The 12350-nt window shown below is 38.8% G+C and carries 12 protein-coding genes and 2 riboswitches; of the genes, 11 read left to right on the top strand and 1 reads right to left on the bottom strand.

Annotation, left to right across the window (positions count from 1 at the left end):
- The first annotated feature begins 16 nt into the window (after positions 1 to 16).
- From FHR85_RS07810 to FHR85_RS07775, 8 genes are all read left to right on the top strand, one after another.
- The gene (locus FHR85_RS07810; RefSeq protein WP_167262316.1) at positions 17 to 934 is read left to right on the top strand and encodes a proline dehydrogenase family protein; all 918 of its coding nucleotides are present in this window, start codon (positions 17 to 19) and stop codon (positions 932 to 934) included.
- Positions 935 to 1133: 199 nt separating this feature from the next.
- Positions 1134 to 3518: a 3-hydroxyacyl-CoA dehydrogenase/enoyl-CoA hydratase family protein gene (locus FHR85_RS07805; protein WP_167262315.1), complete on the top strand. Its 2385-nt coding sequence runs from the start codon at positions 1134 to 1136 to the stop codon at positions 3516 to 3518.
- Between the two features lie 33 nt (positions 3519 to 3551).
- Positions 3552 to 4727: an acetyl-CoA C-acetyltransferase gene (locus FHR85_RS07800; protein ID WP_167262314.1), complete on the top strand. Its 1176-nt coding sequence runs from the start codon at positions 3552 to 3554 to the stop codon at positions 4725 to 4727.
- A gap of 24 nt (positions 4728 to 4751) precedes the next feature.
- Complete coding sequence (locus tag FHR85_RS07795) at positions 4752 to 6530, top strand: acyl-CoA dehydrogenase family protein (RefSeq protein WP_167262313.1); 1779 nt, start codon at positions 4752 to 4754, stop codon at positions 6528 to 6530.
- A gap of 117 nt (positions 6531 to 6647) precedes the next feature.
- Complete coding sequence (locus tag FHR85_RS07790) at positions 6648 to 7007, top strand: arsenate reductase family protein (protein WP_167262312.1); 360 nt, start codon at positions 6648 to 6650, stop codon at positions 7005 to 7007.
- 70 nt (positions 7008 to 7077) lie between these two features.
- Positions 7078 to 7461, top strand: a complete 384-nt coding sequence (gene gcvH / locus FHR85_RS07785; protein ID WP_167262311.1) for a glycine cleavage system protein GcvH — start codon at positions 7078 to 7080, stop codon at positions 7459 to 7461.
- Positions 7462 to 7539: 78 nt separating this feature from the next.
- Positions 7540 to 7896 (top strand): toprim domain-containing protein, encoded by a 357-nt coding sequence (locus tag FHR85_RS07780; protein ID WP_167262310.1) that lies wholly within the window; start codon positions 7540 to 7542, stop codon positions 7894 to 7896.
- A gap of 3 nt (positions 7897 to 7899) precedes the next feature.
- Positions 7900 to 8232, top strand: coding sequence for a thioredoxin family protein (locus tag FHR85_RS07775; RefSeq protein ID WP_167262309.1), 333 nt, complete (start codon positions 7900 to 7902; stop codon positions 8230 to 8232).
- A 383-nt stretch (positions 8233 to 8615) separates the two neighbouring features.
- Here the strand turns inward: FHR85_RS07775 and FHR85_RS07770 are convergent, their stop codons facing one another.
- The gene (locus tag FHR85_RS07770) at positions 8616 to 9044 is read right to left on the bottom strand and encodes a TlpA family protein disulfide reductase (RefSeq protein ID WP_167262308.1); all 429 of its coding nucleotides are present in this window, start codon (positions 9042 to 9044) and stop codon (positions 8616 to 8618) included.
- Between the two features lie 97 nt (positions 9045 to 9141).
- Positions 9142 to 9250: riboswitch (SAM riboswitch) on the top strand.
- Positions 9251 to 9341: 91 nt separating this feature from the next.
- A riboswitch (SAM riboswitch) is annotated at positions 9342 to 9454 on the top strand.
- An 84-nt stretch (positions 9455 to 9538) separates the two neighbouring features.
- Here FHR85_RS07770 and FHR85_RS07765 point away from each other — a divergent pair.
- Genes FHR85_RS07765 through FHR85_RS07755 form a run of 3 tightly spaced genes read left to right on the top strand, consistent with a single transcriptional unit; the run spans position 9539 to position 12121 of the window.
- Positions 9539 to 10567 (top strand): ATP-binding cassette domain-containing protein, encoded by a 1029-nt coding sequence (locus tag FHR85_RS07765; protein ID WP_167262307.1) that lies wholly within the window; start codon positions 9539 to 9541, stop codon positions 10565 to 10567.
- A complete protein-coding gene (locus FHR85_RS07760; protein WP_167262306.1) occupies positions 10557 to 11225 on the top strand; it encodes a methionine ABC transporter permease in 669 nt (222 codons plus the stop codon). Before FHR85_RS07765 ends, FHR85_RS07760 begins: the two co-directional genes overlap by 11 nt.
- A 56-nt stretch (positions 11226 to 11281) precedes the next feature.
- A complete protein-coding gene (locus FHR85_RS07755; RefSeq protein WP_167262305.1) occupies positions 11282 to 12121 on the top strand; it encodes a MetQ/NlpA family ABC transporter substrate-binding protein in 840 nt (279 codons plus the stop codon).
- The last annotated feature ends 229 nt before the right edge of the window (positions 12122 to 12350 follow it).

Here is a 12350-nt window from a genome sequence, read left to right as displayed (position 1 = left end):
ACTGGGGGAAAACGTCATGGAAAAAGTAATGCGTCAATTTTTCTTGTTTCTATCAAATAATCAACTATTAAAATCATTAGCTATGAAATACGGTTTTAAATTTGGTGCGAGTCGCTTCGTTGCTGGTCCAGATCTAGCTCATGCAGCTGAAAATATTCGTACCTTAAATAATAAAGGCATGGCTGTTACGCTTGATCACCTGGGTGAATATGTAACAGATGAAAGTGAAGCAGATGAACGTACTCGTGAAACGATTAAAACGATTAAAGTCATTGATAAATTGAATTTAGATTCACAAGTCTCAGTTAAAATGACGTCGATGGGACTTGATATTTCAGAAAAACTCGTCCTACATAATATGCGTCGCATTCTAGATGCTGGCGAGAAACATCAAGTACTCGTCACCATTGATATGGAAGATTATTCGCGTTGTGAGCAGACGTTAACGATTTTTGAAACACTTAAACGTGAATATGATTTAGTCGGAACAGTCTTACAGTCCTATTTATATCGTACGGTAAGTGACGTTGAGCGTTTAGATCCTTATAATCCGAACATCCGCTTTGTTAAAGGTGCTTATAAAGAATCTGAAGAAGTCGCTTATCCGAATAAAACGGATGTTGATGAAAACTTGAAGAAAGTAATCGCTATGCACTTGGATCATGGTCATTTCACAGCGATTGGCTCACATGATGATGCGATTATCGAGTTTACGAAACAGTATACGGATGAGCATAATATTCCACGTGATCAATTCGAATTTCAAATGTTATATGGCATGCGTGCAGAATTACGAGAGGAACTAGTTAAGGAAGGTTATAATGTTCGAGTCTATGTTCCGTATGGTCGTGATTGGTTCGGTTATAACATGCGTCGTTTAGCTGAAAGACCGGCGAATGTAGTGTTTGTTCTTAAAGGATTATTTAAAAAATAATCATCCTAAGCCCGGCATGTTCATCAACTTGAAATGCCGGGTTTACTTTGGTTATTTTTACAAAATAATGTTTGCGAAATGTCTGAAAATAATTTATAGTATAAATAGGTTAAATTTTGGATAGGCACTATCCAAAAAATTTTAGGTTAAAATGAATGAGTATTCATTCAAAAACATAAAACGGATAGGGGGAGCATTCATGAACGGAAGCATAAAACGTGCTGCAGTCTTAGGTTCAGGCGTTATGGGAGCTGGCATTGCGGCGCATTTAGCTAATTTAGGTATTCCGACGTTAATGCTAGATATCGTGCCAAACGATTTATCAGAAGAGGAAAAACAAAATCCGAAAGCACGCAATAAGATTGCTGCCGAAAACAAAAAGAAACTACGTAAGCAAAACCCATCACCTATTACTACGCAAAAAAGTCTTGATTTAATCTCAGTCGGTAACTTTGAGGATCATATGCAAGAGTTGAAAGACGTTGATTGGATCATTGAAGTTGTGGTTGAGAATTTAGAGGTTAAGCAAAAGGTCTATGCTCAAGTAGATGAACATCGCCGTGAAGGTTCGATTGTGAGTTCGAACACGTCAGGGATTTCGATTAATGCGATGGCTGAAGATCGTTCTGAAGACTTCAAAAAACACTTTTTAGGGACGCACTTCTTTAATCCACCGCGTTACTTAAAGTTACTTGAAGTGATTCCAAACAAAGAAACTGATCCAGACGTTCTCGCTTTCATGAAGCGCTTTGGTGAAGATGTTCTTGGAAAAGGTGTCGTTGAAGCGAAAGATACACCGAACTTTATTGCCAACCGCATTGGTACTTATGGTCTGCTTGTGACCGTACAAGAAATGCTTAGAGGTGGCTACAGTATCGGGGAAGTCGATTCAGTCACAGGTCCAATGATTGGCCGACCGAAAAGTGCAACATTTAGAACTTTAGATGTTGTTGGACTTGATACGTTCGTTCATGTTGCCAATAACGTGTACGATCAAGTAGAAGGTGACGAAAAGAAAGTCTTTGAAGTGCCAGAATTCATGAAACAAATGAATGAGAAGGGCATGCTTGGAGCGAAGACAGGTAAAGGCTTCTTCTATAAACATAAAGACAAAAATGGTAGTACGATTTATGAATTAAACCCTGAAACATTAGAGTATGAACAAGAGCAACAAAAACTGAAGACAGATGCATCCGGAGCAGCGAAACAAGAAAAAGGTCCAAAACGTAAGTTGAAAGCGCTTGTATCTGCCAAAGGTGACCGAGCTGGTGACCTCGTATGGAATATTACAAAGCCGACCTTAATCTATTCTGCTGAACTTCTAGGTGATATTGCTGACGATATTACACAGATCGATGATGCGATGAAGTGGGGCTTCGGTTGGGAAATCGGCCCGTTTGAAATGTGGGATGCGATTGGTGTTAAAAAAGCGACCGAACGCATGGAAGAAGAAGGATCTACAGTACCAGCTTGGGTTAAATCAATGCTCGACCAAGGTTTCGAGTCATTCTATAAAACAGAGAACGGAAAGCTATATTTCTATCATAATGGTGAATACGTCGAAAAAGCGGTTAACGAAAAAGAAATTGATTTGAAACTTCATAAACAAGCGAAAGGAGTCATTAAACAAAATAGTGGTGCTAGTTTAATTGATTTAGGTGATGATGTCGCTTTACTTGAATTCACATCACAGAATAACTCAATTGGCATGGACGTTATTCAAATGATTAATGACTCACTCGATGAAGTGAATAAGAATTACCGTGGACTCGTGATTGGTAACCAAGGTAAGAATTTCTGCGTCGGCGCAAACCTAGCCATGATCTTGATGGAAGCACAAGAGTTTAACTTCTTTGAAATCGAAATGGTGATCAAGCAATTCCAACAAGCGATGCAGCGTATTAAATACAATGAAAAACCTGTTGTTGTTGCGCCATTTGGTATGACATTAGGTGGAGGAACTGAACTCGTCCTTCCAGCAGCAGGTCAACAAGCATCACCAGAAACTTACATGGGCTTAGTTGAAGCTGGTGTTGGTTTAATTCCTGGTGGCGGTGGTAACAAAGAGTTCTATTTAAACCAGTTACGTGGCTTTCCGGAAGGTGTTGACTTAGATTTACAAAAAGTGGCGAACGATGTTTTTGTAAAAATTGCAACTGGTAAAACGTCAACATCAGCTGCTGAAGCAGTTGAATATGGCTTTTTAGATGATTTTGATTCAATTAGCTTTAATGGCGACCATCAAATCTATGATGCGAAGAATAAAGTACTAGCCCTTGATAAAGCTGGGTATCAACCGCCAAAAGAAGAGAAAATCCCAGTTGTGGGTGAGCCAGGCTATGCGACGATGATGCTTGGCGCCAAGCAATTACAGTTAAGTGGCTATGCATCAGATCACGATATTAAAATTGCTAGTCATCTAGCTCACGTTTTAGCAGGTGGCAAGATCAAATATGGAACGAAAGTAAGCGAGCAATATTTACTTGATTTAGAACGTGAAGCATTCTTGAGTTTAGTCAGTGAACAAAAGACACAAGAGCGTATGATGCATATGCTTCAAAATGGCAAACCATTACGTAACTAAGTGGGGAAATCCAACCGAAGAGGAGGTTCTATTGTGAGAGAAGCAGTTATTGTGTCAGGTGCAAGAACACCTGTCGGAAAAGCAAATAAAGGCTCATTTGCGCATACACGCCCAGATGATTTAGCCGCAACAACAGTTAAAGAAACTTTAAAACGAGCTAATAATTACGATGGAAAAATTGACGATGTCATTATCGGATGTGCCATGCCCGAAGCAGAACAAGGTATGAATATGGCAAGGCAAATTGCTGGATTAGCAGGTTTAGATCATGATGTTCCTGGTATTACGATTAATCGTTATTGTTCGTCAGGGCTACAAAGTATTGCATACGCAGCTGAACGCATTATGCTTGGCTATGCCGATACGATTGTTGCTGGTGGAGCTGAATCGATGTCGATGATCCCAATGGGTGGAAATGTTATTCGCCCGAACCCGACTTTAGTTGACGAAGCACCAGAATATTATATGAATATGGGGCATACAGCTGAAGAGGTGGCCAATCGTTATGGTGTTACAAGAGAAGATCAGGACGCTTTTGCTGCACGTAGTCATGAACGCGCTGCTCAAGCCCTTAAAGAAGGTAAGTTCGATGACGAAATAGTCCCTGTTGAAGTTGTGGATCGTTCAGTTGGAGAGGATAACACAGTCCAAGAACGTACTTTTACTGTTTCACAAGACGAAGGTGTCCGTCCAGACACGAGTGTCGAGAGTTTAGCTAATTTAAAACCAGCCTTTAATGTTAAAGGATCTGTGACTGCAGGTAACGCCTCACAAATGAGTGATGGTGCAGCTTCTGTGCTTGTCATGGACCGGGAAAAAGCTGAACAAGAAGGCTTAGAACCAATGGCGAAATTCCATTCGTTTACAGTCGAAGGTGTTGAACCAGAAGTCATGGGTGTCGGTCCTGTTAAGGCAATTCCTAAAGCGGTAGAACTAGCTGGTTTAACGATGGATGATATTGGCTTGTATGAATTAAACGAAGCTTTTGCGTCACAAGCACTTCAAGTCTGCCGTGAATTAGGTTTAGATGAAGACATCGTGAACGTGAATGGTGGGGCAATTGCGCTTGGACACCCACTTGGTTGCACGGGTACCAAACTAACCTTATCACTTATTCACGAAATGAAACGCCGTGACGTGAAATATGGCGTCTGTACCATGTGTATTGGTGGCGGCATGGGTGCTGCTGGTGTATTTGAATTACTATAATTCTAAAATCGGGGAGGATTTATTATGATAGAAGAAAAGGTATTTAAAGGTGGATCATTTTTAGTCGAAGATGTTGAGCCGAAAGACGTCTTAACACCAGAAGATTTCACTGATGAGCACAAAATGATTGCGAAGACGACAGAAGATTATATTAAAAATGATGTATGGCCAGTACTAGATGACTTAGAAAATCATGAATTTGATAAGTCTGTTAACCTACTTGAAAAAGCAGGGGAACTTGGTTTACTAGGCATTGATGTCCCAGAAGAATATGGCGGGTTAGAACTTGATAAAATCACGTCATCACTCGTGACAGAAAAAATGTCACTAGCTGGTGGTTTCTCCATTACTCATGGTGCCCACGTTGGAATTGGTTCACTGCCAATCGTTTTCTTCGGTAATCATGAGCAAAAGCAAAAGTATTTGCCATCATTAGCGACAGGTGAAAAAATTGCGGCTTATGCGTTAACTGAGCCTGGTTCTGGTTCTGATGCGTTAGGCGCGAAAACAACAGCTAAATTAAATGAAGCGGGTACACACTATGTATTGAATGGTGAAAAGCAGTGGATCACGAACTCAGCTTTTGCTGACGTTTTCGTTGTCTATGCAAAGATTGATGGTGAACACTTCACAGCCTTTATTATCGAACGTGACTTCCCAGGTGTTTCAACTGGCCCAGAAGAGAAGAAGATGGGGATCAAATCATCTTCAACTCGTACATTAGTATTAGAAGATGCTGAAGTACCAGTCGAAAATGTTCTAGGCGAAATTGGTCGCGGTCATGTGATTGCGTTCAATATTTTAAACGTTGGTCGTTATAAGCTAGCAATTGGTGGTGTTGGTAGTGCGAAACGTGCACTCGAACTAGCAGCAAGTTATGCGAACGAACGTAAACAATTCCAAACGCCAATTTCAAGCTTCCCACTAATTCAAGAAAAATTAGCGAGTGTCGCAACGAAAACTTATGCCAATGAAAGTGCGGTTTACCGTACAGTTGGTTTATTCGAATCTCGGCTCGGTCAGTTATCAAAAGAAGAGTTAAATGACGGGTCAGAAGTTGCCAAAGGGATTGCAGAATACGCGATCGAATGTTCTATGAATAAATATACGGCAACTGAACTACTTGATTTCGCAGCCGATGAAGCGGTACAGATTCACGGTGGTTACGGCTTCATGCAAGAATATGAAGTTGAACGCATTTATCGTGATTCACGTATCAATCGTATTTTCGAAGGTACAAATGAAATAAACCGCATGATCGTGCCAGGAACGTTCATGAAGAAAGCGATGAAAGGCGAACTTCCATTACTAGAAAAAGCAACGAATTTACAAAATGAATTAATGTCAATGATGCCTGAGACGCCAGGTGATGAAGCATTGGCTCAAGAGAAATATCTTGTCGGTAATGCGAAGAAGATTGGTTTATTAGCTGCTGGAATTGCAGCTCAGAAATATCAAGATAAACTAGAAAATGAGCAAGAGCTACTGTCTAATATTGCTGATATTGCAGCGGATATTTATAATATGGAGTCTGCTGTGCTACGTACTGAAAAAGCAATTGAAAAAGATGGTGAAGCCCAAGCTCGTCAAAAACTTCTATACACGCAAGTATTTGTCGAAGAAACATTAAATGACATTGAAGCACACGCAAAAGAAACATTAATTGCTGTAGAAGAAGGCGATAACCTCCGTATGATGCTGTCAGCGTTACGCAAATTAACGCGTCGTGAACACGTAAATGTGATTGCGAAGAAACGTGAAATTGCCTCACAATTAGTTGAAGAAGAGAAATACGTTGTATAATTAGTTTGTTCAAGTTGATCCGCATGGTGCTGACCATGCGGATTACTTATGCAAAATAATCAATTTTAATAACTGTTCATGTTAAAATGTATGAGAATGATAAAGGAGGGAAATCACATGAGTTTAACGGTCTATCAGTATCCCAAATGTGGGACATGCCGAAAAGCACTTAAATGGTTAGATGAACATAACCTGGAGTACGATTCAGTACATATTGTGGACAATCCACCAAATCAAACAGAATTAAAACAGGTTATTGAACGTAGTGACTTACCAACAAAGAAATTTTTCAACACGTCAGGTAAGAAATATCGTGAGCTCAATTTGAAAGAACGTTTACCATCCATGTCTGAAGACGAACAAATCGAGTTATTAGCGTCAGATGGCATGTTGATAAAACGACCAATTGTGACGGATGGTGAGCATGTAACTGTCGGATTTAATGAAGATACATTTGATGAAACGTGGAATTCATAACTTGTTAATGCATAATAGTTAACTTTATTGTATGATAAAATTATGATTTTGAAATTTTGGAGGGGATCGCATGAGTTTACCGAAAGAATATTTATATTCAGAAGAACACGAATGGGTGAAAGATGAAGGTGGCCGTGTACGCATTGGTATTACAGAATTCGCCCAAGATGAGCTTGGCGATATTGTGTTTGTTGAATTACCAGAAGAAGGCGATGAACTAACTTTAGATCAACCATTTGGTAGTGTTGAATCAGTTAAAACAGTTTCAGAATTATACGCACCTGTTTCTGGTAAAGTGGTTGAAGTAAACGAAGAGCTAGAAGATAGTCCAGAACTAGTCAACGAATCACCACATGACCAAGCTTGGATGGTTGTTGTTGAAGTATCAGATAAAACAGACTTGGACAAGCTAATGGATGCTGATGCTTATCAACAAATGGTAGATGATGAATAATTAAATAAATCATTTTAAAGACTGATCTTCATCACGAGATCAGTCTTTTCTAACTCAGATCAAATTTAGGTGAATAAGATGGAACCATTATCTCGTTTAATTATTGTAGAGGGTAAACAAGATCGTTATAAACTCAACCGTGTCTTAGAGCAAGAAGAAGATATTCTTTGTACGTTCGGTACGATTGGTGTCTATGCTTTAGATGAACTGATTGAAAACTATGATTTATTAGATCGAGAAGTTTATATTTTTACTGATGAAGATGAACCTGGCCGGAAATTGCGGAAGCAGTTGAATCAAGAGTTATCTCATGCAGAGAATTTATTTACTGAAACTCAATACCGCCAAGTTGAAGATACACCGGAACATGTGGTAGCCTCTATTTTACAAGCAGCTAATTTTAAAGTTAAGGTAAAATACTTAAAGGGGTCATAAATTATGCAAGAAGTAAATGGCAAACAGGCCCAGTTTATCGTTAATAAAAAGCAGTATCATTTGTTATTTGTGAATAGTCCATTTTGTGGCACGTGTAAAGTGGCTAAACGGATGTTGCATTATATTGAAGATACATTAGAAGATGAGAAGTTTTATGAATTAAATGCGACGCTTGCACCTGAATTTATGCAAGAGTTTAACATAACGAGTGTGCCTTGTTTGCTTGTGGTGAAACAAGGTCAAGCGGTTGAGCGACTTTATACGTTTAATTCTGTACCGTATTTATTGAAAGAGATGGGACCTTATTTAGTTAAAGAAGAGACGCAACAAACGTAAAACTGTGATTGTTATTCAATAAACTTTGATAAAGTCCGTTGTTGAAATTGTGATCCGCTATCAGTGTATAGTTTAGTTTCGCTGTATCAAGCGATGATTTCGCTGTATGTAAGCATGTTTTCGCTGTATAATGGAGAGATTTCGCTGTATAGAGCGCCAATTGCGCTGTATCATGCGCCTTTTTCGCTGTATCACTGTATCACAGCGGGATCTCGAGACACGCACTATAACATCGACGACCCAGAAGACTAATGTCGACACCAACGCTACTCACAATTCAACAACTAAGAGATTATAACTCAACATCAAATTAAGATAAAACTATAAAAGCTTAAACGTTAAAAGCCCCGAACTCACCTGATAAGTTCGGGGCTTTTAGTGATTTATTGAGCTGGGAAGTAATCGCCAATGATTTTAATGACTTCAACAAAGTCGTCTTTATCGCCGAAGTGACCGACAATATTTCCATCTAAATCAATTACAATGGTCGTCGGAACACCATCAGCTTGATATAGATCGTAAATTTCTCGACCACGATCCTGTAGGACTGGCTGAGTTAAAAATTGTTCTTGGAATTTATGCGCTTCAGACATATCGCGTTCGCGGCCAGATACATTGATCGTCATCATTTCAATATTATTATGCCGCATCGTCTTATAAAACTGTTCTTTTTTCGGCAAGTCACGTGCACAGTCTGGACACCATGATGCCCAAAAGGTCAAAACAATTACTTTTTCACCTAATAGATCACTAAGGTTAAACGTTTGATCAGGGTTATCTAAATAAGGCAATTCAAATGTTGGTGCTTTCATCTTTATCATCCTTTTATTGAAATTTTCTTTGAAGTTGTGTTTGACGATTATCTATTCCTATGCTAACATACAATTTATCGCAAGTTGAATAACAAACTTCTTATCCAGAGAGGCGGAGGGATAGGCCCTGTGAAGCCCGGCAACCGTCATGTAGCGTACATGATTGGTGCTAATTCCTGCAATGTGAAAGCATTGTAAGATAAGATTGAGTAATCCTCTTTCTTGTTCTTACAAGAAAGTTTTTTTGTGATTAACACATTAACAGATTAACGTATAAAAAGAATAATGCATTAAAATCTCTTATCAAGAGAGGTGGAGGGACAGGCCCTGCGAAACCCAGCAACCGTCATGCATGAGGCATGATAGGTGCTAATTCCTTCAAAGCTATATTTTGCTTTGAAAGATAAGAGAACAATTGGTTAATTCGTCAAACCTTTCTGTTCTCTTATTGGAGTAGAAAGGTTTTTTATTTTGACAGCAAGGAGGTCATAACTGTGATTAAGATCAATAATTTGTCTAAAACCTTTAAAACAAAAGATCAAACCGTACAAGCCGTTGATGATGTATCCATTGATATTGAAAAAGGTGATATCTACGGGGTGATTGGTTATAGCGGAGCAGGAAAAAGTACATTTGTGCGATTAATCAATCGCCTCGAAGATCCGACTGATGGTGAAATTATTTTAAATGGACAAGATATGACGGATCTCAGTAAGGCGCAATTACGTCTTGAACGACAGAAAATCGGAATGATTTTTCAACATTTCAACTTACTATGGTCACGAACAGTTTATGAGAATATTGCATTTCCATTAGAAATAGCAGGTGTTCCAAAGGCTGATCGTGAAGAAAAAGTGCTTGAACTCATCGAATTAGTGGGGCTTAAAGGACGTGAAAATTCTTATCCTTCTCAATTAAGTGGTGGTCAAAAACAACGTGTCGGGATTGCTAGGTCACTTGCGAACGACCCGAAAGTATTATTATGTGATGAAGCCACATCAGCACTCGATCCTGAGACAACGGATGACATTTTAGAATTACTCGTTTCGATTAATGAAAAGCTCGATTTAACAATTATTCTTATTACGCATGAAATGCATGTTATTCAAAAGATTTCTCATCGTGTAGCCGTGATGGAGCAAGGACATGTAGTTGAACAAGGTGATGTTTTAGATGTCTTTATGAACCCGCAATCGAAAACAACGAAGCGGTTTGTTCAACAATTAAATCCTCAAGAAGGATCAGTAGAAGAGTTAAAGGACTTTATTACATCAGATGATCGTTCCAAAGTAGTGAAGTTGCATTTTGTTGGGCATAATGCGAAACGGGCATTAATCAGCGATGTGTCGAAGCAATTTGATATTAACGTTAACATCTTACAAGGGTCGATCTCACCGACTCAAGAAGGTGCTTATGGCACGCTTTATGTTGAATTTCAAGGCGAGCCAGAAACGATTGAAGACGTGATGAATTACGTTGAGACAACTGGCGTGGGAGTTGAGGTGATCGATTATGTTGACTAATATATTTCCAAACGTCGAAATGGATAAGATGTGGGTTGCTACTTATGAGACCTTATATATGACATTTATTTCAGTATTAGGCACCTTTATTCTTGGAATCCTACTAGGGTTATTACTTTATTTAACGAATAAAGGGAATCTATGGGAAAACAAACCATTGAATTCAATTGTCGCAACCATCGTGAACGTATCCCGTGCAATTCCGTTTATCATTTTAATATTACTGTTATTTCCGTTTACCGACTTTTTAATTGGTACGATTCGTGGGCCGAATGCCGCATTACCAGCACTAATTGTTGGTTCAGCACCGTTCTATGCACGGCTTGTTGAGATTGGATTAAAAGAAGTTGATAAAGGTGTGATTGAAGCGGCCAAAGCAATGGGAGCTAAAACACGAACGATTATTTTCAAAGTGTTGCTTCCAGAATCTATGCCAGCGCTTATTTCTGGCATCACCGTTACAGCAATTGCGTTAATCAGTTATACTGCCATGGCTGGTGTGATTGGCGCTGGAGGCTTAGGGGATCTTGCTTACATGGAAGGATTCCAACGACGTAATACGGACGTCGTGCTAGCGTCTACTATCTTTATAGTTATCATTGTCTTCATTTTCCAATTTCTTGGTGATTGGATCTCGAAACGAATTGATCATCGTTAATTAATGAGTGTTCTACTCGTTAAGATATAAAATAAAAATTAAAGGGGAGTTTTATCATGAAAAAAGGTATTTTATTCGTAACGTCATTATTATTAGTCGCCGTTTTAGCAGCTTGTGGTACAGGTGAAGCTGAAGGTGGCGGAAGTGGTGACAGTGATGGACCAGTTGAATTAACAGTTGGTGCTACACCAGTGCCACACACAGAAGTGTTAGAAGAAGCAAAACCACTTCTTGAAGAAAAAGGCATTGAATTAACAATTGAAACGTTCCAAGATTATATATTGCCGAACGAAGCGTTAGCAGATGGCACGTTAGACGCGAACTACTTTCAGCACATTCCTTATTTAGAGGATCAAAAAGAACAAGCAGGTTATGATTTCGTAAATCTTGGCGGCATTCATATTGAGCCGATGGGAATTTATTCTAAAAATATTGATGATATTAGCAATGTAGAAGAAGGAACTGACGTCATCATGAGTCGTTCAGTTGCTGACCATGGACGAATTCTTTCATTATTACAAGAACATGACTTAATTAAAATTGATCCAGAAGTTGACCCTGATAAAGCAGAAATCGACGATGTCGTTGAAAATCCTAAGAATTTAAATTTTGATGCAAGCATTGAGGCAGGCTTCTTAGTTGAAAACTATAAGCGAGAAGAAGATGCTTTAGTAGCAATTAACACGAATTATGCTATTGAAGGTGGCCTGAATCCAACTGAAGATTCGTTAATCATTGAAGACTCAGACGCGCCGTATGTTAACGTCATTGCGGCCCGTTCTGAAGATAAAAATTCTGAAGCGTTACAGACACTTGTAGAAGTGCTACGTTCTGATGAAATTCAATCCTTTATGGAAGAAGAATACAATGGTGCGGTTGTACCTGTAAGTGAATAAAAAAGCAAATTTTGAGCATTTGGCTTTATTTATAAGCTATTAATACGATTTATTAAAAGATAAGAGTGTGAACATAACAGATATGTTCACACTCTTATTTACGTATTATATTGAGGATAAATGCTGTTTTTGCTTTCTAAGTGAGCGTGTTATGATTAATAACGTAAACAAATTGAAAGGATGATTTAGTCATTTTACAGAGTGATTTGAATTACACAAGTGATATGGA

Origin of the sequence: Alkalibacillus almallahensis (genome assembly GCF_011761495.1) — a bacterium.
GTDB lineage: Bacteria > Bacillota > Bacilli > Bacillales > Alkalibacillaceae > Alkalibacillus > Alkalibacillus almallahensis.
This window is presented reverse-complemented; position numbering and strand designations above follow the sequence as displayed.

Excerpts from the sequence above, each read along its gene's own strand:
- FHR85_RS07760 (WP_167262306.1), top strand. The coding sequence starts at position 10,557 with ATGTTGACTAATATATTTCCAAACGTCGAAATGGATAAGATGTGGGTT.
- FHR85_RS07770 (WP_167262308.1), bottom strand. The coding sequence starts at position 9,044 with ATGAAAGCACCAACATTTGAATTGCCTTATTTAGATAACCCTGATCAA.
- FHR85_RS07790 (WP_167262312.1), top strand. The coding sequence starts at position 6,648 with ATGAGTTTAACGGTCTATCAGTATCCCAAATGTGGGACATGCCGAAAA.
- gcvH (WP_167262311.1), top strand. The coding sequence starts at position 7,078 with ATGAGTTTACCGAAAGAATATTTATATTCAGAAGAACACGAATGGGTG.
- FHR85_RS07805 (WP_167262315.1), top strand. The coding sequence starts at position 1,134 with ATGAACGGAAGCATAAAACGTGCTGCAGTCTTAGGTTCAGGCGTTATG.
- FHR85_RS07795 (WP_167262313.1), top strand. The coding sequence starts at position 4,752 with ATGATAGAAGAAAAGGTATTTAAAGGTGGATCATTTTTAGTCGAAGAT.
- FHR85_RS07775 (WP_167262309.1), top strand. The coding sequence starts at position 7,900 with ATGCAAGAAGTAAATGGCAAACAGGCCCAGTTTATCGTTAATAAAAAG.
- FHR85_RS07755 (WP_167262305.1), top strand. The coding sequence starts at position 11,282 with ATGAAAAAAGGTATTTTATTCGTAACGTCATTATTATTAGTCGCCGTT.
- FHR85_RS07780 (WP_167262310.1), top strand. The coding sequence starts at position 7,540 with ATGGAACCATTATCTCGTTTAATTATTGTAGAGGGTAAACAAGATCGT.
- FHR85_RS07810 (WP_167262316.1), top strand. The coding sequence starts at position 17 with ATGGAAAAAGTAATGCGTCAATTTTTCTTGTTTCTATCAAATAATCAA.